Source organism: Pseudomonas bharatica, from assembly GCF_048586865.1.
Classification (GTDB): Bacteria; Pseudomonadota; Gammaproteobacteria; order Pseudomonadales; family Pseudomonadaceae; genus Aquipseudomonas; species Aquipseudomonas bharatica.
In genome coordinates, this window is sequence record NZ_JBMAWR010000026.1 from 33,468 (window position 1) to 54,478 (window position 21,011).

A 21,011-nucleotide genomic window follows, 5' to 3' on the forward strand; every position below is an offset into this window, starting at 1 on the left:
GCTGAAAGACCGCTAGTCTTCCATAACCATGCCGGCATAGGGAAATCCGAATGAGCGAGCAACAGATCCTGCTGACCTTTGGCGGCATAGGGCTGGCGGCACTGGGCTGCCAATGGCTGGCCTGGCGCCTGAAGCTGCCGGCGATCCTCTTTCTCCTGCTTGGCGGCATCCTTGTCGGTCCGGTGCTGGGCTGGCTCGATCCGCAGGCCATGTTCGGCCCGTTGCTGATGCCGCTGGTATCCCTGGCGGTGGCACTGATCCTGTTCGAGGGCAGCCTGACCCTGCACCTCTCGCAATGGCGCGACATCGGCGCCGTCGTGCAGCGCATGGTGACCCTCGGCGCACTGGCGACCTGGATCGTCATTGCCCTGGCCACCCACTGGCTGCTGGGTTTCGACTGGCCGCTGGCGGTGCTGTTCGGCACCCTTACCCTGGTCACCGGGCCGACGGTGATCGTACCCATGCTGCGGGTAGTGCGTCCCAAGGCGACCATCGCCAATATCCTGCGCTGGGAAGGAATCGTCATCGACCCGATCGGCGCACTGCTGGCCGTGGTGGTGTACAGCTTCATCATTGCCAGCGCTGCCGACGAAGGCCTGAGCCAGAGCCTGAAGACCTTCGCCGGGGTGCTGTTCTGCGGTTGCGCCTTCGGCGCGGCGGGTGGCTGGTTGCTCGGCCAGGTGATGCGCGAACAATGGCTGCCGGAATACCTGCACAACCTGGCTTCGCTGGCGGCGGTGCTGGGGATTTTCGTCGCGGCCAACCAGGTCATGGCCGAATCCGGGCTGCTGGCGGTCACGGTCATGGGTATGTGGCTGGCCAATATGAAAGGCGTGGATGTGCGGCAGATCCTGCATTTCAAGGAAAACCTCAGCGTGCTGCTGATTTCCGGGCTGTTCATCCTGCTGGCGGCGCGTCTCGACCTGAACGCCCTGCTCGGCCTTGGCCCCGCAGTGCTGGCTCTGCTGCTGGTCATCCAGTTGATAGCCCGGCCGCTGAATGTCGCCCTTTCGACCTGGGGATCGCCGCTGACCTGGCGGGAGCGGGCCTTGCTGGCCTGGGTAGCGCCGCGGGGCATAGTCGCTGCTGCCGTGTCGGCGATCTTCGCCATCCGCCTGGATGAAGCCGGGCATGAAGGCGCCCTGCTCCTGGTGCCACTGACCTTCGCCGTGATCATCGGCACCGTGGTCCTGCAAAGTGCTACGGCACGTCCCCTGGCGCGCCTGCTGAAAGTGGCGGACCCGGCGCCCAGCGGTTTCCTCATCGTCGGCGCCAACCCGCCGGCGCGGGCCATCGGCAAGGCGTTGCAGGAGATGGGCTGCCGGGTACTGCTGACCGACTCCAGCTGGGAGAACATCTGCGCGGCGCGCATGGACGGGCTACCGACCTATTTCGGCAACCCGGCGTCACAACATGCTGAAGTCCACCTGGATCTGGTCGGCCTCGGGCACCTGCTCGGGCTGTCCCCCGCCGGCGAGCTGAATGCACTGGCGTGCATGCGCTTCCGTCATGAGTTCGGCCCGCAACGCCTGTTCGCTCTGGCCAGCGGCCTTGAGGTCAGGCGCAGCGACAAGCACCGCGCCAGTCACGAACACCGTGGCGAGGCCCTGGGCAGCCAGGCACTGACCTATGTGCAACTGGCCAACCAGTTGCACCAGGGCGCCGAGCTGTACAGCACGCACCTGACCGAGGCATTTGGCTGGGAGGCCTATCAGGCCCTGCATGGCGAGCGAGCGACGCTGTTGTTCGCCCGGGATGCCCAGGGCTGGGTGCATGTGTTCAGCCCGGACAGCCAGCCCAGGCCGGGAACCGGCTGGACGTTGCTGGCGTTGATCCAGCCTCGGGACTGAGATGGGACGCTTATCCTCGTCGATGGCGACGAAGCCAAGAAGCGACCCTGTGGGAGCGGGTTCACCCGCGATTACGGTAGTGCAGCCACCCTTGCAATCGCGGGTAAACCCGCTCCCACAGGGTCCGCGCAGACTTTCAGAATGCAAAAAGGGCAGCCCGAGGGCTGCCCTTTCTTTCGCAAAGGTCGGACTGGACTCAGGCCAGTTTTTCCTTGATGCGAGCTGCTTTACCGGACAGGTCACGCAGGTAGTACAGCTTGGCTTTACGCACGTCACCACGACGTTTCACGGCCAGGCTGTCGATTTGCGGGCTGTAGGTCTGGAAAGTACGCTCAACGCCAACACCGTTGGAGATCTTGCGAACGGTGAATGCGCTGTTCAGACCGCGGTTGCGCTTGGCGATTACAACGCCTTCGAACGCCTGCAGACGGGAACGATCGCCTTCCTTCACTTTCACCTGAACGACGATGGTGTCGCCCGGGGCAAAGGTAGGGATCTCTTTGCTCATCTGCTCAGCTTCGATCTGCTGAATGATTTTGTTGGTCATCTTGTGCTCCTAAGGCAAATCACGGATTTACCATCGATACGTTAACTATCGTCCCGCTCGCGGATGTATTCCTCGAGCAGCTTCTTCTCTTCTCCAGAAAGTGAGCGACTTTCCAGAAGATCGGCGCGTCGTTCCCAGGTCCGCCCAAGGGACTGCTGCAAACGCCAACGCCGGATGTGTGCATGGTTGCCACTGAGCAACACGTCGGGTACACGCTGATCCGCATACACCTCGGGTCGGGTGTAGTGCGGGCAATCCAGCAGACCGTCGGTGAAGGAATCCTCCTCCGCCGAGTCCACATGCCCTAAAGCTCCGGGCAGCAGCCGCGTAACCGCATCGATCAGGACCATCGCCGGCAGCTCGCCGCCAGACAGTACATAGTCGCCAATCGACCACTCTTCATCGACATGAGCCTCGATAAAGCGCTCGTCGATGCCTTCGTAACGACCGGCAATCAGAATCAACGATTCATGGGTTGCCAGGTCCTTGACCGCCGACTGGTTCAGCTTGCGGCCTTGTGGCGAGAGGTAGATCACCTTCGCCGCTCCTCCGGTTGCCTGCCTGGCCTCGACCAGGGCGTCTTCCAGAGGCTTGATCTTCATCACCATGCCCGGACCACCGCCAAAAGGCCGATCATCCACCGTGTGGTGACGATCCGTGGTGTAGTCCCGCGGGTTCCAGCAGGTCAGTTGCAACAACCCCTGTTTCACCGCGCGGCTGGTAATGCCGTACTCACTGATGGCCGAGAACATCTCGGGGAACAACGTGATGACTTCTACGCGCAGGCTCGCCATCGCTTAGAAATCCGCATCCCATTCGACCCTCATCTCACTCGCCGCCAGGTCGATTGCCAACACGCACTGCCGGGTATAAGGCAGTAGCCGTTCACGATCATCCAGGCTGCCAGCACAGGGCTTGACCACCATTACATCGTTCGCGCCGGTCTCCAACAGGTGATCAACCTTGCCGAACAGTTGTCCGTCCTGGTTGATGACACTCAGGCCCACGAGCTGGTACCAGTAGTACTCGTCGTTGGCCAGGTTGGGCAAAAGGCTTCTCGAGATACAGATCTCGAAACCGCTCAGAAGACGTGCTTCGTCGCGATCGTCCAGCCCCTTGAGCTTGGCGACCAGATCCTTTTGACCGGATCGGCCCTTGACCAGCTCTACCTGCTTGACCACGCCTTCGCGCCGAAGCGTCCAGTGGCGGTACTGCAACAGGTTGTCGATCGGATCGGTAAAGGAAAACACCTTCACCTCGCCGCGAACGCCGTGTACCGAAAAAATCTTGCCGACGACGATCAGGTCGTCCGCATTTTCTGGCGTCGCGTTCATATTGCTCAGGCAGCGGCCTTGGCAGCTTCCTTCAGCAGCTGAGCAACGCGCTCAGACGGCTGGGCACCTTGAGACAGCCAGTAGGTGGCACGCTCCTGGTTTACGGACAGCTTGACTTCTGCGCCCGAAGCAATCGGGTTGAAGAAGCCGATACGCTCAACGAAACGACCATCGCGCGCATTGCGGCTGTTGGTCACGGTGAGGTGGTAGAATGGGCGCTTTTTGGAGCCGCCACGGGCAAGACGGATGGTTACCATGTGAACATCGTTCCTGTAGTCGGTGCTGCAAATCTATAGGCCAAACGGGTACGGGTACCCGAAAGGCCGCATATTCTCAAGGAATACACGGGCTTTTGCAAATGCCTTTTTTCTGGCAAACGCCTGCCTGTCATACAGATCTGCAATGAAGCCACTCTTCATAGAGATGGCCATGTCCCCGCCGCGAGGCGGGTTCCGGGCGCGGCCCCGGTAATCGAGGCCGCACCGCGAATCGGGTTTACAGCTTGGGCATGCCGCCGCCGGGCATCATGCCGCCCAGGCCGCGCATCATCTTGGCCATGCCACCCTTGGCAGAAAACTTCTTCATCATCTTCTGCATCTGCTTGTGCTGCTTGATCAGGCGGCCGATGTCCTGCACCTGGGTGCCGGAACCGATGGCGATCCGGCGCTTGCGCGAACCGCTGATCAGGTCAGGGTCACGGCGCTCGGCCGGGGTCATCGAGTTGATGATCGCTTCCATCTGCTTGAACTGCTTCTCGGCCGCACCCTGGGCGTTGCCCATCTGCGCCAGGTTGACCCCGCCGATGCTCGGCAGCTTGTCCATCAGGCCGCCGAGGCCGCCCATGTTCTTCATTTGTTGCAGCTGGTCGCGGAAGTCCTCGAGATCGAAGCCCTTGCCCTTCTTCAGCTTCTTGGCCAGCTTGTCGGCCTTGGCCTTGTCGATGTTCTGCTCGGCCTGCTCGATCAGGCTGAGCACGTCGCCCATGCCGAGGATGCGCGAGGCGATACGGTCCGGGTGGAACGGCTCCAGGGCCTCGGTCTTCTCGCCCATGCCGATGAACTTGATCGGTTTGCCGGTGATGGCACGCACCGACAGGGCGGCACCGCCACGGGCGTCACCGTCGACCTTGGTCAGCACCACGCCGGTCAGCGGCAGGGCATCGCCGAAGGCCTTGGCCGTGTTGGCGGCGTCCTGGCCGGTCATGGCGTCGACCACGAACAGCGTTTCGACCGGCTTGACCGCAGCGTGCAGGTCCTTGATCTCGGTCATCATGTCGGCGTCGATATGCAGACGGCCGGCGGTGTCGACGATGACCACGTCGATGAATTTCAGCTTGGCTTCACGGATCGCCGCTTCGGCGATGGCCACGGGCTTCTGGCTGATGTCGGACGGGAAGAAGGTCACGCCGATGTCGTTGGCCAGGGTTTCCAGCTGCTTGATCGCCGCAGGGCGATAGACGTCGGCGGAGACGACCATGACGGTCTTCTTCTTGCGCTCCTTGAGGAAGCGCGCCAGCTTGCCGGCAGTGGTGGTCTTGCCCGCACCCTGCAGACCGGCCATCAGCACCACGGCAGGCGGCGCGGCGTTCAGGCTCAGGTCCTCGTTGGCCGCGCCCATCAGTTCTTCGAGTTCGGCCTGGACGATCTTCACGAAGGCCTGACCCGGGGTCAGGCTGCGGGAAACCTCGGTACCGACAGCACGTTCCTTGACCTTGTTGACGAAATCCTTGACCACCGGCAGGGCGACGTCGGCCTCGAGCAACGCCATGCGCACTTCGCGCAGGGTGTCTTTGATGTTGTCTTCGTTCAGCTTGGCCTTGCCGGTGACATGGCGCAGCGTCTGTGACAGACGATCGGTCAGGTTTTCAAACATGGGGATCCTTTCAGGCTCTGTGGAACCGGGGTTTAGCCAGCCGTGGGCACGGACAGGGGCGCGATTATAGCGAAGACTCGCGCCAGCGCACACCATGGTGCAGGACCGGAGCGCACCGGCCGTCTACCACCATGCTTCCTAGGGGGCCGGGTTCTATGCCAAACTCCTCGACTTTCGGGCTTGCCTAACAGGACTTATGCTCCCCTTGTCACCCAGCTTGCTACCCAACCTGATTGCCGCCTGCCTTTACGCCGCCGCGATCATCCTCCAAGGCACCGGCCTGGCCCGCGGTGTCAAGGCCGACAAACGGCTGCTCGGCCTGCTCGGCGCCCTGGCCGTGCTCGCCCAGGGCACCGCGCTGTTCTGGCAACTGCTTACCCCCCTGGGCCTGAGCCTGGACTTCTTCAGCGCCGCGAGCCTGATCGCCACCGCCGTGATCGCCATCACCCTGATCGCCTGCCTGCGCATCCCGGTGGAAAACCTGCTCCTGCTGCTCTTCCCCCTCGGCCTGCTGACCGCGCTGATCGCCCAGTTCGCGCCGTCCGGCACGGTGCCGCTGGTCAACGAAGAGCCCGGCATCCTCGCCCATATCCTCCTGTCGATCCTGGCCTACGGCCTGTTCACCATCGCGGTGTTCCAGGCGCTGTTGCTGCTGGTGCAGGATCACCAGCTCAAGCACAAGCATCCGTCCGGCCTGATCCGCAACTTCCCGCCGCTGCAGACCATGGAAAGCCTGCTGTTCGGCTTCCTCTGGGCCGGCTGGGGGCTGCTCTCGCTGTCGCTGGTGTCCGGCTGGCTGTTCCTGGACAACCTGTTCGCCCAGCACCTGGTGCACAAGACCCTGCTGTCCTGCGTCGCCTGGGTGGTGTTCGGCGTCCTGTTGTGGGGCCGCACCCGCCTGGGCTGGCGCGGACACAAGGCAATCCGCTGGACCCTGGCCGGCTTCTGCCTGCTGATGCTGGCCTACTTCGGCAGCAAGCTGGTACGCGAATTCATCCTGCATATCTGACGAGCGATCGATGAACACTCTGCCGCTGGCTCCGCTATTCGGGCTACTGGCCCTGGCCTTGTTGTGGTCGGCACTGTTCAGTGCGGTTGATAGTGCACGCCAGCGCCTGGCCAGGGTTCGCGACCAGGATCGCCATCCAGCCCTCGACAGCATTCCGGAGCAGGCCCTGGTGCTCGGCGCCACCCTCGGCAAATTGCTGGTGCTCGCCCTCGCGGCCCTCGCCGGCCTGCACTGCCAGGGCGAGCGCGGTTTCTGGCTGGGCTGCCTGGGTGCCGCCCTGCTCCTGCTGGTCTGCGCCGAGTACCTGCCGCGGCAACTGGCGCGGCGCAATCCGGAGGCGTTCATCGGCCTCGGCATGATCCTCAGGTTCCCGCTCTACCTGCTGCAGCCCCTGGCCCGCCTGCTGGACGGCATCGCCCGCCTGATCGTACGGCCATTCGCGGTCAGGCCTGCGGTGGTCAACCACCACCAGCCCGACGATTCGCTGCCGGATGATAGTGATCAGGACAGCGAGAAACCGGACGCCCGCACCCTGCCCGCCAGCCTGCTGGCCCTGGAAAAGATCACGGTCAACCATATCCTGGTCCCGCGCAGCGAGGTGGACGGCGTCAACCTCGACGAGACCATCGAAGAAATCACTGCCCGCCTGATCGCCTGCAAGCACACGCGCCTGCCGGTGTTCCACAGTGATATCAACCAGGTCCAGGCGGTGCTGAACATACGCCACGTCGCCCACCTGCTGCCCAATGCAGAACTGACCTTCAAGAACCTTCTGGCCGCCTGCTACGAGCCATACTTCGTCCCGGAAAGCACCCCGCTGCAACTGCAGTTGCTGAATTTCCACAAGCAGCAGCGGCGCATGGGCATCGTCGTTGATGAGTACGGCGAAGTGCAGGGCATCGTCACCCTGGAAGACATCCTTGAAGAGATAGTCGGCGAGTTCGAGGAACAGGATCGCCACGACAATCCGCATATCCACCCACAAGCCGACGGACGCTATGTGATCGAAGGCGCCGTCGCCATCCGCGAACTGAACCGCTGTCTCGGCTGGCACCTGCCCAGCGACGGCCCGAAAACCCTCAACGGCCTGGTGACCGAAGCACTGGAAAGCATTCCGGACAGTGCGGTGTGCCTGAAGATCGGCCGTTATCGCCTGGAAATCCTCGAAACCGAGGACAACCGCGCCAGCCGCATACTGGTCTGGACCGTCACCCGCCCCGCGGCCTGATCCGCCGCAGCGCTGGCGCACGAGCCAGACACATTCGGTATCGAATCTGGCTATACTCGACACACGCTTACCCAGCCCTGCCGTCGCGCCCGCTACCCGCACCCGGCGCTTTGCGGCCACTGCGCACCGCCCGCATGGCGCTTTACCGGTACTGCTTCACACCCCGAACAGTGCCCGCGCCCGCCCCCACCCCGACAGGGCGTATGCTCGGCGACGCGAGTCATACCTATAAATACGCTCCGGCCCCTCGCCATTCACCCGGCAAGGTCGCCAGAAGAGCACTCGACCGTCAGGGGTTCACCAGATGACAACCAGCAGCACCTACAACGAGACGGACGCCGTGCCGTCCGGCAACTCGCCTGCCCGTGTCGCCACTGCCAGCTTCATCGGCACCGCCATCGAGTTCTATGACTTCTACGTGTATGCCACCGCCGCCGCCCTGGTGATCGGACCGGTATTCTTTCCGCAGACCTCGGGCACGGCACAAATGCTGTCGGCCTTCCTCACCTTCGGTATCGCGTTCCTTGCCCGGCCACTGGGCTCGGCCTTGTTCGGCCATTTCGGCGACCGCATCGGCCGCAAGTCGACACTGGTCGCCTCGCTGCTGCTGATGGGCGTGTGTACCACGCTGATCGGGGTCCTGCCGGGACATGACAGCATCGGCATCTGGGCGCCGATCCTGCTTTGCGTGCTGCGCTTCGGCCAGGGCCTGGGCCTTGGCGGCGAATGGGGCGGCGCGGCGCTGCTGGCCACGGAGAACGCACCGAAGAACAAGCGCGCCTGGTTCGGCATGTTCCCGCAACTGGGCCCGTCCATCGGCTTCCTTGCCGCCAACGGCCTGTTCCTGGCGTTGGCCATGCTCCTCAGCGACGAGGACTTCCGTGCCTGGGGCTGGCGTATTCCGTTCCTGCTCAGCGCCGCGCTGGTCATCGTCGGCCTGTACGTGCGCCTGAAGCTCGAAGAAACCCCGGTCTTCGCCAAGGCCATCGCCCGCCACGAGCGGGTGAAAATGCCAGTGGTCGAACTGTTCGCCCAATACTGGCTGCCGGTGCTGCTGGGCGCGCTGGCCATGGTGGTGTGCTACGCGCTGTTCTACATCTCCACGGTATTTTCCCTGAGCTACGGCGTATCGACGCTGGGCTACACGCGGGAAACCTTCCTTGGCCTGCTGTGCTTCGCCGTGCTCTTCATGGCCCTGGCCACGCCCCTGTCGGCCTGGCTCAGCGACCGTTACGGGCGCAAGCCGGTGCTGATCGTCGGTGCGCTGCTGGCCATCGTCTCGGGCTTCGCCATGGAGCCGCTGCTGACCTCGGGCTCCACCGCCGGGGTGGCACTTTTCCTGGCCATCGAGCTGTTCCTGATGGGTGTGACCTTCGCCCCGATGGGCGCGCTGCTGCCGGAGCTGTTCCCGACCCATGTGCGCTACACCGGCGCATCGGCGGCCTACAACCTGGGCGGCATCGTCGGCGCCTCCGCCGCGCCGTTCTTCGCGCAGAAACTGGTGGTGATGGGTGGTTTGAGCTGGGTGGGGGGTTATGTTTCGGCGGCGGCCCTGCTGAGCCTGATTGCCGTGCTGTGCCTGAAGGAAACCCGGCACTCGGATCTGTAGCGAAAAACGGGGCGGACCCTGCGATCCGCCCCGTTTGCTTGAGCCTTACAGCTCGACGTTCACCGCTTGCGAAGCGCGGGTCGCCTTGGCCCGGGCCGCTTCGATCGACTCGTCACGGGCCAGGCACACGCCCATGCGCCGCTGACCATTGACTTCCGGCTTGCCGAACAGACGCAGTGCGGTGTCCGGCTCGGCCAGGGCCGCGCCGAGGTTGTCGAAGGCGGTCTGCTGCGACGTGCCCTCCACCAGAATCACTGCCGAGGCCGAAGGGCCGAACTGACGGATCGCCGGGATCGGCAGGCCGAGGATGGCCCGTGCGTGCAGGGCGAACTGCGACAGGTCCTGGGAAATCAGGGTGACCAGGCCGGTATCGTGCGGACGCGGCGACACTTCGCTGAACCATACCTGGTCGCCCTTGACGAACAGTTCCACGCCGAACAGGCCACGGCCGCCCAGGGCCTCGGTGACCGCCTTGGCCACGCGCTCCGATTCGGCCAGGGCCACCGGACTCATCGCCTGCGGCTGCCAGGATTCCTGATAGTCGCCCTTCTCCTGGCGGTGGCCAACCGGCGCGCAGAAGGTGGTACCACCGATATGGCGAACGGTCAGCAAGGTGATTTCGTAGTCGAAATCGATGAAGCCCTCGATGATCACCCGGCCCTTGCCGGCACGGCCGCCTTCCTGGGCGTAGTCCCAGGCCTTCTGCAGGTCGTCGGCGCTTTTCAGCAGGCTCTGGCCCTTGCCCGACGAACTCATCACCGGCTTGACCACGCACGGGAAGCCGAGGTCCAGGGCGGCGGCCTTGTAGTCTTCGAAGGTGTCGGCGAAGTGATACGGCGAGGTCGGCAGGTCCAGCTCTTCGGCGGCCAGGCGACGGATGCCTTCGCGGTTCATGGTCAGTTGTGCGGCGCGGGCGGTCGGCACCACGGTGAAGCCTTCGGCTTCCAGCTCGACCAGGGTGGCGGTGGCGATGGCTTCGATTTCCGGCACGATGTAGTGCGGCTTCTCGGCCTCGATCACCGCGCGCAGGGCAGCGCCGTCGAGCATGTTGATCACATGGCTGCGGTGCGCCACCTGCATCGCCGGGGCGTTGGCGTAGCGGTCCACGGCAATCACTTCAACGCCCAGGCGTTGCAGCTCGATCACCACTTCCTTGCCCAGCTCGCCGCAACCGCACAGCAGTACACGGGTCGCGGTGGGCGACAATGGAGTTCCGATACGAGTCATCACAGGTCCTCAGGGAGAGAAATCCAGGACCGCCCCAGCACGGTGCGGGCCAGCGAAAGGGGCGTATTTTACATGAGCAATGATCGGGAGTGCGACATAGACCCCTGTGGGAGCTGGCTTGCCAGCGATAGGGCCGGCTTGAGCAATGATGTTGTCAGGACTGGCCAAATCGCTGGCAAGCCAGCTCCCACAGGGTTCAGTGCAGGGTTCAGTTGGCGATTGCGTTCTTGCGTACTCGCCAGGCCATCGCCAGCCACACGGCGGTGACACCGGCGAACTTGGACGCCAGCGCCGTCCCCACTACCGCCGGGGTCAATGCGCCGATCATGCCGAAGAAGATGAAGGTGTCGACGGGAATGCTCAGCGCCGAGCTGATCCACAAACGGTCGTGCAGTGGCCGCCTGGTGATGCTGAACACCAGCCAGTCGATCAGTTCGGACACGGCGAAGGCCGTGGCACTGGCCAGGGCGATGGCCGGCTCGGAAGTGACATAGGACAGCACCAGCGCTGCCAGCATGGCCACCAGCGCGCCATGCCCGTAGCGGGTCTGCACCATGTCGCGCAGGACGAACACCAGCCCGCCCCAGGCGGACCAGATGACATCCAGGTGCGGTGCACTGGAGAAGGCGTAGTTGATCAGCACCACGCTGGCGATGTAGGCGATGAGAAAGAACATTGAAGGTGACCGGTGGACAAGCCGCACAGGGTACTTCACCGACCCCGCGCGGCCAAGTCCCGGGGATCAGCGGACCTTGGCAGGCTGGCCGAAGATCAGCCCGGCAGCCAGGGCACGCTCATGACACAGCGCCAGCACCTGGCGCCGCTCGGCATTGTCCATGCGCCCCCAGCGGGTGATTTCCGTGGCGGTACGCTGGCAGCCGGTGCAGATATCGTGGTCGTCCAGCGCACAGATGCTGACGCAAGGCGATGCCACGGGTTTTTCCACTGAACTGCTCATCAGTCCTCCTGCGGCGCGAGGTCGCGGGCGTAGCGCTGGGCGTTGTGCACGTAATGGGCGGCGCTGGCTTCGAGCATCTTTTTCTGCGCCTCGGTGAGCTCGCGCACGATCTTGCCCGGCGAGCCCATGACCAACGAGCCGTCGGGGATTTCCTTGCCTTCCGGGATCAGCGCATTGGCGCCGATGATGCAGTGCTTGCCGATCCTGGCGCCGTTGAGGATCACCGCATTGATGCCGATCAGGCTGAAGTCGCCCACCGTGCACCCATGGAGCATGGCATTGTGGCCGATGGTCACGCCCTGGCCGATGGTCAGCGGCGAACCCATGTCGGTGTGCATCACCGTGCCGTCCTGGACGTTGCTGTTCTCGCCGATGTCGATCAGTTCGTTGTCGCCGCGCAGGACCGCATTGAACCAGACGCTGGCCCCGGCCTGCAGGCGGATCTTGCCGATCAGCGTGGCATTGGGCGCTACCCAGCTTTGCGGGTGGGTTTCGACCCGCAGGTCGCCCAGACGGTATTTCATGCGTGGATCCTCACGGTAGATGCGCGGCGGGTGGTCCCGCTCGTCAGAGTGGAGTGAAGCGCTCGGGCGGCTGGTGCAGGCTGATCCGCGCGTCGTAGAGCAGGTTGACCAGTTCGACGATCATGATCGCCGACAGGCCCCAGATCTTGTATTCACCGTAGCGGTAGCTGGGCACGTACCAACTGCGGCCCTGGTAGTCGATACGGTGGGTGTGGTCACGCGGGTCCTGGCGGAAGAACTCCAGCGGAACGGTGAACACCGCGGCGATCTCGGCATCGTTGGGCCGGTATTCGACGTAATCGGGGATCAACCCGACATACGGCGTGACCTTCAGGCCGTGCAGGGACACCAGCGGGCTGAGCGGCCCGACCACCTCGACCAGCCCCGGTGGCAGGCCGATTTCTTCTTCGGCTTCGCGAAGTGCGGTGAATACCAGGTCAGGGTCATCCGGGTCGCGTCGCCCGCCGGGAAACGCCACTTCGCCGCCGTGGGTGGACAGGCCCTTGGCGCGCAACGTAAGGACCAGCTCCGGCTCTTCGCTGCGGGTGATGGGCAACAGCACCGCGGCCTCGGGAAAACGACGATCGGTTTCCAAAGTGCCCGGTGTGTGACTGCTCACACGGCGAAGTAGCTCGTCCAGCATGGTCTCTCTCGTTCCAGAATCGTCCTGCATCATGCACCAAAGCCGTCCCGCGCCCAAGCCCCGCTGACGATCGCCCTTGCCCGGCGCAGGAGCGGGAGGCGAAGATAGCCGCAACCCACAGGAAGATAAGCATGAAATACTGCAGTGCGTGCGGCAAGCCGGTGACCCAGCGTATTCCCGAAGGCGACTCGCGCCTGCGCTACGTGTGCGATCACTGCCAGGCGATCCACTACCAGAACCCCAATATCGTGGCCGGCGTGCTGCCCAATCATGGCAGCCGGGTGCTGCTGTGCCGCCGCGCGATCGAGCCGCGCAAGGGCTACTGGACGCTGCCGGCCGGTTTCATGGAGAACGGCGAGACCATGGAGCAGGCCGCGCGTCGGGAAACCGTCGAGGAAGCCTGCGCGCGTCTGGGCGAGCTGACCCTGTATCACCTCTACGATCTGCCGCATATCAACCAGGTCCACGTGTTCTTTCGCGGCGAACTGGCCGATCTTGATTTCGACATCGGCGTCGAAAGTCTCGAAGTGCGCCTGTTCGAGGAACACGAGATCCCGTGGGACGAGCTGGCTTTCCGCACCGTGCGCGTCACACTAGAATGCTACTATCGGGACCGCGAAAAGCAGCACTATCCGGTGCGCAACCATAGCCTGCCGCCTTCTTTCGCCCCGCCAACCACACTCGAATCATGAAGTTGCTTCTCCGGGGATACCGTTCAATGCGCTGGTTGCTTGCCCTTTTCTGCCTGAGTGTTGCCTCGCTGTCCCAGGCCGCCTATATCGAGACCATCATCAGGAAACCGGTAGTCAAGGACGATGCGCCCCTGGTTTCTCCCGCCACAACCCCCACGCCGGGCCGTATCGACAAGGTCCTGGTGATCAAGTCGCAGCGCCGCCTGGAGCTGATCAGCAATGGCGAACCCCTGAAGACCTACCGCATCTCCCTCGGCAAGAAACCCGTGGGCGCCAAGGAGCGCGAAGGCGACAAGCGCACCCCGGAAGGCTTCTACTGGCTGGACTGGCGCAAGGTCTCGGACCGCTACAACCTGGCGATCCACGTGTCCTATCCGAATGTGACGGACGCGGCCAAGGCACGGCGGGAAGGTGTGCAACCGGGCGGCATGATCATGATCCACGGCACGCCGCTGGGCGGGGAATATCCCGAGGAAGTGTTCCACACCCTGGACTGGACCGAAGGCTGCATCGCCATGCGCAACACGGACATGCGCGAAGTGTGGAACCTGGTGCAGGACGGCACCATGATCGAAATCCGGCCCTGAAGAAAATCTCAAGCACGACGCGGACCCTGTGGGAGCGGGTTCACCCGCGATTATGGTAGCGAGGTCGCCATCGCAATCGCGGGTGAACCCGCTCCCACAGGGTCCGCACCGCACTTTCGATTTTTTATCGACTCACCTCCCTCAGAAATTTCCTCAGCAAACCCCGCCTTTTTCCCACCCGAGTTCGCGCACTTCCCCAGCATCCAGACGGATGCCCCGTGCCCTAGATTCCTTTCCCTCATAACGACTCTCCGTCCTAGAACAACAATATAGGGACGTGCCATGCCGTGTTTATTCGGACGCAGGTGCCTGCTGGCGTCCGTGATCCTTGTCGCCCTGCTGCCAGGACCCGCCACTGCCCAGGCCAACCCGGGGCTGCCACTGCTGCGCGAGCAGGAGCAGGAAACCCGCGAGCTCAGGCGCGAGCAACAACTGCGCCGGCTGGACTCTCCAACGATCGGTGCACCCGACGAACCCACCCCGACAATTTCCGGAAATGCTCACTGCTGGCCGATCCGCACGGTGAAGCTGGCCGGAAGTACCCTGCTGAAAAGCCGAACCCTGCGCCAACGTCTCGACGCACTGCTGCCCCCCTGCATGACCGAGACACATCTCAACGAGTTGCTCAAGGGAATCACCCGGCTTTACCTCGCCCAGGGTTACCTGGGTAGCCGGCCTTACCTGGCCAGCCCACCGCAGAACGGCACGCTCGAGATCATCATCGTCGAAGGTTTCGTGGAATCGGTGGAGTTCGATGACCCGAGCCTGCCCCTGTCGCTGTCCCGCGCCTTTCCCGACCTGCTCGGCAAGCCGCTGAAGCTGGGTGATCTGGAGCAAGGCCTGTGGCAAATGAACCGCCTGCAGAGCGTCGATCTCAGCGCCGACCTGGAACCCGGCTCGATGCCCGGAGGGACGCGCGTGGTGATCCGTTCGCAGCGCGCCCGCACTTCGCGCCTGCGCCTGCTGGGCAGCCTGGACAATAACGGCAATGCCCTGGTGGGTCGCGGCCAACACGGACTGCAACTGGGCATCGACAGCCCCCTGGAACAGAACGACTTTTTCGCGCTGTACAGCACCAGCAGCCTGCCAGGCAGCCCCGGAAACAGTCATAGGCTTGGCCTGAGCTACAGCATTCCACAGGGTCCCTGGACCTTCAGCCTGAACGCCGTCCGCCTGCACTACCGAGCACCACTCCCCGCCTCGCATCGAGTCACCGAGGGCCGCATCGACCTGTACAGCGTCAAGCTGGAGAACACCTTCCGCTACCTGAACACCCTGCAATTCGATTACAGCCTTCAACTGGGCCAAAAGCACGCAGACACCCGACTGTCCCATAGCAGGATCAAGTTCCAGAGCCCTACCGTCACGGTCGTCGATGCCGACGTCACCCTCAGTTGGCGCGACGATGCCATATGGAGCATCGCCCTCGGCTACAGCCAGGGTCTGACCTGGTTCGGTGCCGACACGCAAAGGTTCAACTCCCGCTCTCCCGAGCCGCAGTTCCGCAAGTACCGCGCCACGCTCTGGCAGCGCCGCGAAAGCATGAACCCCGGACGGCGGTGGCGCTGGGATAGCGAATTGGCCTTGCAATTCAGCCCCGATCCGCTCGTTGCCCTGGAGCACATAGCGATTGGCGACGCCTCCGCCGTGCGCGGCTTCCGTGACAGCGGTGTGTCCGATTCCAGCGGCGCCGTCTGGCGCAACACCCTAAGCCTGCCCCTGAACACCGCACTGCCGCTGGAGATTCGCCCATTCCTCGGACTCGACGCCGGCTGGAGCCGCTTCGACCATGGCGCCCCCTCGCAACGCCTGCTGGGCCTGTCCACCGGACTTGAGCTCAGCCGCCCCGACGCCCGCCTGCGTCTCGACTACCAGCGCGCCCTGCACAACGACAACACGCCCCGCCACGCCCTCGAGCCCGGCCACTGGCGCGCGCAATTGACCCTGGTTTTCTGACTCATCACCGAGAGAGACCGCACCGTGAAACAAGCCCAACCCTGCTTTACCCCCAACCTGCTGCGCCTGGCCATCACCGCCAGCCTGCTGGCCCCAGTTGGCGCCCTCGCCAACCCGGCCCTGCAACCTGCCAGCGGCCCCGCTGGCACCCCGACGATCAACCCGCAAAACGGCGTACCGGTGATCGATATCGTCGCGCCTTCGGCCAGCGGCCTGTCGCACAACCAGTTCCTCGACTACAACGTCGGCCAGCCCGGGGTAGTGCTGAACAATGCCCTCGAGGCCGGTCAGTCGCAGCTCGCGGGAAAACTGGGGGCCAACCCGCAGTTCCAGGGCCAGGCTGCCTCGACCATCCTCAACGAGGTGATCAGCCGCAAGTCCTCGGTGATCGAAGGTCCCCAGGAAATCTTTGGACGCCCCGCGGACTATATCCTCGCCAACCCCAACGGCATCACCATCAATGGCGGCAGCTTCATCAACACCACCAAGGCCGGGCTGCTGGTGGGCCGCCCAATGATCGAGGACGGGCGCCTGAGTGAACTCGACAGCCGCACTGGCGCTGGCGAACTGAACGTCGGCGTCCGCGGCGCAAGCACTACCGAAGGCGCGCTGGCCCTGATCGCCCCGCGCATCGAAAGCGCTGGCCTGCTGGATGCCAAGGGCGACCTCGACGTGATCGCCGGTCGCAACCGTATCGATCACGCCAGCGGGCAGATCGTCGAGCACCTCCCGGGCACACCGGGGAGCATCGACGCCAACCTGTTCGGCGCCATGAGCGCCGGACGCATTCGTATCATCAGCACCGCCCAAGGCGCCGGGGTGCGTATCGCCGCGCCGTCGCTGACCGCCCGTGACGGTATCAGCGTGAAGTCGGCCGGTGACCTCGACATCAGCGGCAACGCCCGCCGGCAAAGCCGCCTGGATGCCGGCAAGGGCAAGCTGGAACTCGACGCCACGGACGACCTGCGCCTTACCGCCATCGACGCCAGCGCGACCAGGGTCGAAGGGCGGGCCGGCAAGCGCCTGGTCCTCGACAGCAAGACCCGCGAGAAGATCAAGCAGGAAAACGAGCAACGCGAGAAGAAGTGGTGGTTCGTCACTACCGAGACCTACGAGCGCAAACGCACCACCACGACGCGCAAGGACCTCGGCAGCCAGCTGGCCTCCAGCAGCGGCATCGACCTGCAGGCCGGCACCGACCTGCAGATGCGCAATGCCAAGGTCAAGGCCGGCGGCGACCTCGACGTGCGCAGCGGCGGCCGCCTGGATATCGGTGCAGGGCTGGAAAGCGTCCGCGTCGACGAAACCGTCCGCCACCGCAAGCACCTCTGGCGCGGCGACAAGGACAGCCGTGAATACCGCGAGAGCGCATTGCCCAGCGAGCTGTCCGGGCGCAAGGTGAAGCTGCAGGCCGGCGATGAAATGCGTGTGGCCGGCAGCACCCTGCGCAGCGGCAAGGACATGACCCTGCAAGCGCCGCAGTTGGACATCACCAGCGAACGCCAGGACCGCAGCGAAAGCAACAAGCAGTACCGCGGCGACCTGGTTTCCGGCAGCTTCTTCGGCACGCACGACAACGGCCAGGGCGGCGACACCCGCAATCTCGGCAGCCAGGTGGTTTCCGGCGGCGCCCTGACCGTGGTCGCCGACCAGGTCCAGGTCAGTGGCAGCCGCATCGCCAGCAAGGATGACGCCCTGCTGGTCAGCCAGAAGGCGGCGCTCAACGTCGAGCCTGCCTATGACACATCGGCGCGTAGCAGCCAGCACAGCGGCAGCAAGGTCTTCGGCCTGATCAAGAACGGCAGCGAGCGCCAGCAGAGCGGCAGCTCGGTGCTGGTCAGCGATGTCGCCTCCGACAGCAACCTGCGCCTGGCCAGCGCCGATGAGCTGAAGGTGATCGGCGCAAAACTGCAGGCCGGCGGCGACCTGAAACTGGAGGCGACGAAGGACGTGAACATCAGCGCCGCCAGCGAAACCCGCCTCGACACCAGCCAGGAGTCGGCGCGCGGCTTCTATGCCAATGCCGGCGAGACCCAGCAGGCCGCGGATGGCAAACCGGGCTCGAAACAGTACCGGGCTGCAGCAGGCTACCAACTGACCCACAAGGACAGCAGCGACAGCACCACCACCCTCACGCCCAGCCAACTGAGCGCCGGCAACATCGCGATCGACGGCAAGGCCTCGGTGGCGATCGACAGTTCGAAGCTCACCGCCAGCCAGGGCGCCCTTCTGATCGATGGCCAGCAGGTCAGCCTTGGCGCGCAGAGCAACCAGCAGACCCGCAAGCGCAGCGACACAAGTGTTGGCGGAGGCATCGGCGTGACCGGCGGCATGGACCGCATCGGCAGCGGCCCCGAGGGTTTCCATCAGCGGCAGACCCGCGAGGAAATCAATCTGGATCCGCTCTCCAGCGAGCTGAAGGCTCCGGGCGATATCCGCATCAAGACGCCGGCGCTGGTCAATGAGGCGGCCAAGGTCGAGGCAGGTGGCACGCTGCTGGTGGACGCCCAACAGGTGGAGAACCGCGCGACCGCCAAGGTCCACGAGGTGCGTGAAGGCAACCAGGACTGGAGCGGGCGCGCCGGCGTGAGCCTGGAGGTCCGCGACCTGACCCGGCCCATCGAGAACCTGGGGACCGGCAATGAGGCCGCGCGCTTCCAGCAAGGCTCGGTGGAAGATGCCCTGGCCCCGCCGACGCTGGGCGTGGACGTGTCGCTGGACCATCTCAACCGCCAGCAAACCCGCCGCACGGGAACGGCCACGGTCAGCGAACTGGGCGCCGGCGCCATCCAGGTCAAGGCCGACACCCTGAACGACACCGGCACCCGGTACAACGCCAGCAATGGACAGGTGCGGATCGACGTGCAGGACCATCAATTCGCGGCAGCTCAGGACAGCACGCGGGAAACGGTGAAGCGCCTGGACGTCAGCGGCGCCGCGCGGGTGGAAACCGCCACCGGCAAGGACATCGCCGTGCGCCTGTCCGGCAAGGGCGGCTCGCTGGACAGCACGACGCAGAGCATCACTGCGCAGCCCGGCAGCCTGTATGGCCAGCAGGGCATCCAGGTCCAGCTGGGCAGCGACGGGACCTATGAAGGCACCGCGTTCAATGGCGGCAAGGGCGCGGTAACGGTCGAGGCCGGTGGCGACCTGACCTTCGCCCAGGCCAGTGACCGTCAGTCCCTCAGCCTGCGCCAGACCGACGGCAGCGGCTGGGTCAAGGCCGGCAACACCCCGGGCGGCAGCGCCCTGGAGCTGCGTGGCTATCTCGACCACAAGCAGCTCGACAGCAGCGACAGCCAGGCGCGGGTCGGCAGTATCGATACGGAGGGCGTGGTGCAGTTGAAATCCGCTGGCGAAATGGCCCTGGTCGGTACGCGCATTGGTGATCCGAAGGCCAAGCCTGCGGATATCGTCCTGGACGCGCAGGGTACGCTGAACGTGCTGGCTGCCACTGACACCCATCGGGCGACCGGCAGCAACATCGGTGGCGGCGCTGAAGTGCTGGTCAAGAAAGCCGACGCCGGCCACGGTGGCGGGCTGGGCGGGCACTTCGAGACAGGTCGGGTGGATGAAACCAGCAGCACCGCCACCGGCGCAGTCCTGACTGCAGAAAACACCTTGACCTTGAAAAGCCAGGACAGCAGCGAGCAGGCCATTCACCTGCAAGGGGTCAAGGCTTCGGCCAAGGAGATCATCGTTTCGGCGGAGAACGGCGGGGTCCTGGCCGAGTCGGGGCAGAACCTGGAAAAACGCGACAATCTCAAGCTCACGGTCGGTGCCGGGTTCTCAAGGACGCCCGCCGAGGTCAAGGCCGATAACAAGCAGGCCCTGCACGGCCGGGCACAGGTCGCCCTGGACCAACTGGACAGCCTGCGCCATCTCAACAGCGAGCTGACCGGGCAGCGGCTCAGCCTCGACAGCCTCAACGATATGCAACTCAAGGGCGTGCGCGTGAACGCCGGGCGCATCGACGGCCAGATCGGCGGCGACCTGTTGGTGGCGAGCCAGATGGATAGGGTCAATGGCCTGAAAGTCGAGGTGGATGCACGACTGAGCCAGGAGAAGAATCCCCAGGGCTATCTCAATGCGGTGAAGTCGTTCAGCGGGCCGCTGGGCGCCAAGGCGGAGAAGAGCGTCGGGTCGGCGGTGCAGAAGGTCGATCCGGGCTTTTCACCAACGCTGGACCTGAAGGTGGATCATCGCAAGCTCGACAGCATTGCCGAGCCGAGCCGGCTGGTCGGGCGAGACGGGATCAATCTGGAGGTCGCGGGTGATGTACACCTGAAGGGTGCGGATCTGCGGGCGCCGAAGGGTGAGGTCGAACTGGGCAGCGGGCAAGTCAGCAAGGAAACGCTGAGCGGACGGGATTACCGGCGGGTGGTAGGGACCAATCTGTCCAATGCTCCGGTGGAGTTGGGAGAGGATCTGGTGAAGACCTACAAGGAGAGTGCGATGGGACTGGAGGATGGGGATGCTTCGGTGGACCTGGGGCTGTTCAGGACCGGGGGGCATGATCGGGAGGTTAGCGTTGGGTCGAATGTAACCAGCAAGAAGGGACAACACTAACCTCTGTGGGAGCGGGTTCACCCGCGATTACGGTAGTGAATTCACCATCGCAATCGCGGGTGAACCCGCTCCCACAGGGGACGCGTGCAGCCTTCAGAGATCAGCGAGCTTCCAGGCCTCGTAGGCCGGGGTTTCATAGGGATGGCTGTGCTTCAGCGCGCCAACGACCTGGTGAATCAGCTCGTCCGCCACCACCAGTTCCACCCGCCATTCCTCCACCGACTCGACCACCCCGCTCTGCCCGATGAACGGCGTTGCGCCGTCCAGCGGGCGGAACTGGCCCTGGCCCAGCACCTGCCAGGCACAGCAGTCGTAGTCGCCGATCCGCCCGCCACCGGCCTCGAACACGGCCTGCTTGACCGTGTCGAGGTGGCTTGGCGGGACAAAGAACGCGAGTTTGTACAAC

General features: G+C 64.3%; 19 protein-coding genes. 8 read left to right on the plus strand and 11 right to left on the minus strand.

Annotated elements, in window-relative coordinates; all coding sequences use genetic code 11:
- The first annotated feature begins 50 nt into the window (after positions 1–50).
- A complete protein-coding gene (locus ACKLLE_RS22975; protein WP_420059152.1) occupies positions 51–1,850 on the plus strand; it encodes a cation:proton antiporter in 1,800 nt (599 codons plus the stop codon).
- A 196-nt stretch (positions 1,851–2,046) separates the two neighbouring features.
- On the opposite strand, the gene rplS is transcribed toward ACKLLE_RS22975, so the two are convergent.
- The 5 genes from rplS to ffh form a co-directional block, all read right to left on the minus strand.
- Entirely contained in the window at positions 2,047–2,397 is a 351-nt protein-coding gene (gene rplS, locus ACKLLE_RS22980; RefSeq protein ID WP_009403595.1) for a 50S ribosomal protein L19, read from the minus strand.
- 41 nt (positions 2,398–2,438) lie between these two features.
- Entirely contained in the window at positions 2,439–3,191 is a 753-nt protein-coding gene (gene trmD, locus ACKLLE_RS22985; RefSeq protein WP_009403594.1) for a tRNA (guanosine(37)-N1)-methyltransferase TrmD, read from the minus strand.
- 3 nt (positions 3,192–3,194) lie between these two features.
- Positions 3,195–3,731 (minus strand): ribosome maturation factor RimM, encoded by a 537-nt coding sequence (rimM, locus tag ACKLLE_RS22990; protein WP_064301710.1) that lies wholly within the window; start codon positions 3,729–3,731, stop codon positions 3,195–3,197.
- A 5-nt stretch (positions 3,732–3,736) separates the two neighbouring features.
- Positions 3,737–3,988: a 30S ribosomal protein S16 gene (gene rpsP, locus ACKLLE_RS22995; RefSeq protein ID WP_009403592.1), complete on the minus strand. Its 252-nt coding sequence runs from the start codon at positions 3,986–3,988 to the stop codon at positions 3,737–3,739.
- Positions 3,989–4,226: 238 nt separating this feature from the next.
- On the minus strand, positions 4,227–5,603 hold the full coding sequence (ffh, locus tag ACKLLE_RS23000; RefSeq protein WP_009403590.1) for a signal recognition particle protein: 1,377 nt from the start codon (positions 5,601–5,603) through the stop codon (positions 4,227–4,229).
- 196 nt (positions 5,604–5,799) lie between these two features.
- Between ffh and ACKLLE_RS23005 the strand changes: the two genes are divergently transcribed.
- From ACKLLE_RS23005 to ACKLLE_RS23015, 3 genes are all read left to right on the plus strand, one after another.
- Complete coding sequence (locus tag ACKLLE_RS23005) at positions 5,800–6,612, plus strand: cytochrome C assembly family protein (protein WP_009403588.1); 813 nt, start codon at positions 5,800–5,802, stop codon at positions 6,610–6,612.
- Positions 6,613–6,622: 10 nt separating this feature from the next.
- A complete protein-coding gene (locus ACKLLE_RS23010) occupies positions 6,623–7,840 on the plus strand; it encodes a transporter associated domain-containing protein (protein ID WP_420059153.1) in 1,218 nt (405 codons plus the stop codon).
- A gap of 304 nt (positions 7,841–8,144) precedes the next feature.
- A complete protein-coding gene (locus ACKLLE_RS23015; RefSeq protein ID WP_420059154.1) occupies positions 8,145–9,449 on the plus strand; it encodes an MFS transporter in 1,305 nt (434 codons plus the stop codon).
- 45 nt (positions 9,450–9,494) lie between these two features.
- On the opposite strand, the gene purT is transcribed toward ACKLLE_RS23015, so the two are convergent.
- From purT to ACKLLE_RS23040, 5 genes are all read right to left on the minus strand, one after another.
- Positions 9,495–10,676, minus strand: a complete 1,182-nt coding sequence (purT, locus tag ACKLLE_RS23020) for a formate-dependent phosphoribosylglycinamide formyltransferase (protein ID WP_009403583.1) — start codon at positions 10,674–10,676, stop codon at positions 9,495–9,497.
- A gap of 208 nt (positions 10,677–10,884) precedes the next feature.
- Positions 10,885–11,352: a 7-cyano-7-deazaguanine/7-aminomethyl-7-deazaguanine transporter gene (locus tag ACKLLE_RS23025; RefSeq protein ID WP_064301708.1), complete on the minus strand. Its 468-nt coding sequence runs from the start codon at positions 11,350–11,352 to the stop codon at positions 10,885–10,887.
- Between the two features lie 66 nt (positions 11,353–11,418).
- Positions 11,419–11,634 carry a DUF1289 domain-containing protein gene (locus ACKLLE_RS23030; RefSeq protein ID WP_420059155.1) on the minus strand — a complete coding sequence of 72 codons (216 nt, stop codon included), beginning with the start codon at positions 11,632–11,634 and terminating at the stop codon, positions 11,419–11,421.
- On the minus strand, positions 11,634–12,158 hold the full coding sequence (locus tag ACKLLE_RS23035; protein WP_009403573.1) for a gamma carbonic anhydrase family protein: 525 nt from the start codon (positions 12,156–12,158) through the stop codon (positions 11,634–11,636). The genes ACKLLE_RS23030 and ACKLLE_RS23035 overlap by 1 nt, the downstream gene beginning before the upstream one ends.
- A 43-nt stretch (positions 12,159–12,201) precedes the next feature.
- The gene (locus ACKLLE_RS23040; protein ID WP_064301706.1) at positions 12,202–12,801 is read right to left on the minus strand and encodes a CoA pyrophosphatase; all 600 of its coding nucleotides are present in this window, start codon (positions 12,799–12,801) and stop codon (positions 12,202–12,204) included.
- Positions 12,802–12,932: 131 nt separating this feature from the next.
- On the opposite strand from ACKLLE_RS23040, the gene ACKLLE_RS23045 reads away from it, so the two are divergent.
- The 4 genes from ACKLLE_RS23045 to ACKLLE_RS23060 all read left to right on the plus strand — a co-directional run bounded on the left by ACKLLE_RS23045 (position 12,933) and on the right by ACKLLE_RS23060 (position 20,605).
- Positions 12,933–13,493 (plus strand): NUDIX hydrolase, encoded by a 561-nt coding sequence (locus ACKLLE_RS23045; RefSeq protein ID WP_064301705.1) that lies wholly within the window; start codon positions 12,933–12,935, stop codon positions 13,491–13,493.
- A 26-nt stretch (positions 13,494–13,519) separates the two neighbouring features.
- The gene (locus ACKLLE_RS23050) at positions 13,520–14,080 is read left to right on the plus strand and encodes a L,D-transpeptidase family protein (RefSeq protein WP_420059156.1); all 561 of its coding nucleotides are present in this window, start codon (positions 13,520–13,522) and stop codon (positions 14,078–14,080) included.
- Between the two features lie 321 nt (positions 14,081–14,401).
- On the plus strand, positions 14,402–16,036 hold the full coding sequence (locus ACKLLE_RS23055; RefSeq protein ID WP_420059157.1) for a ShlB/FhaC/HecB family hemolysin secretion/activation protein: 1,635 nt from the start codon (positions 14,402–14,404) through the stop codon (positions 16,034–16,036).
- A gap of 24 nt (positions 16,037–16,060) precedes the next feature.
- Complete coding sequence (locus ACKLLE_RS23060) at positions 16,061–20,605, plus strand: hemagglutinin repeat-containing protein (protein WP_420059158.1); 4,545 nt, start codon at positions 16,061–16,063, stop codon at positions 20,603–20,605.
- 93 nt (positions 20,606–20,698) lie between these two features.
- On the opposite strand, the gene ACKLLE_RS23065 is transcribed toward ACKLLE_RS23060, so the two are convergent.
- A complete protein-coding gene (locus ACKLLE_RS23065) occupies positions 20,699–21,010 on the minus strand; it encodes a YqfO family protein (protein WP_420059159.1) in 312 nt (103 codons plus the stop codon).
- Position 21,011: the final 1 nt, after the last annotated feature.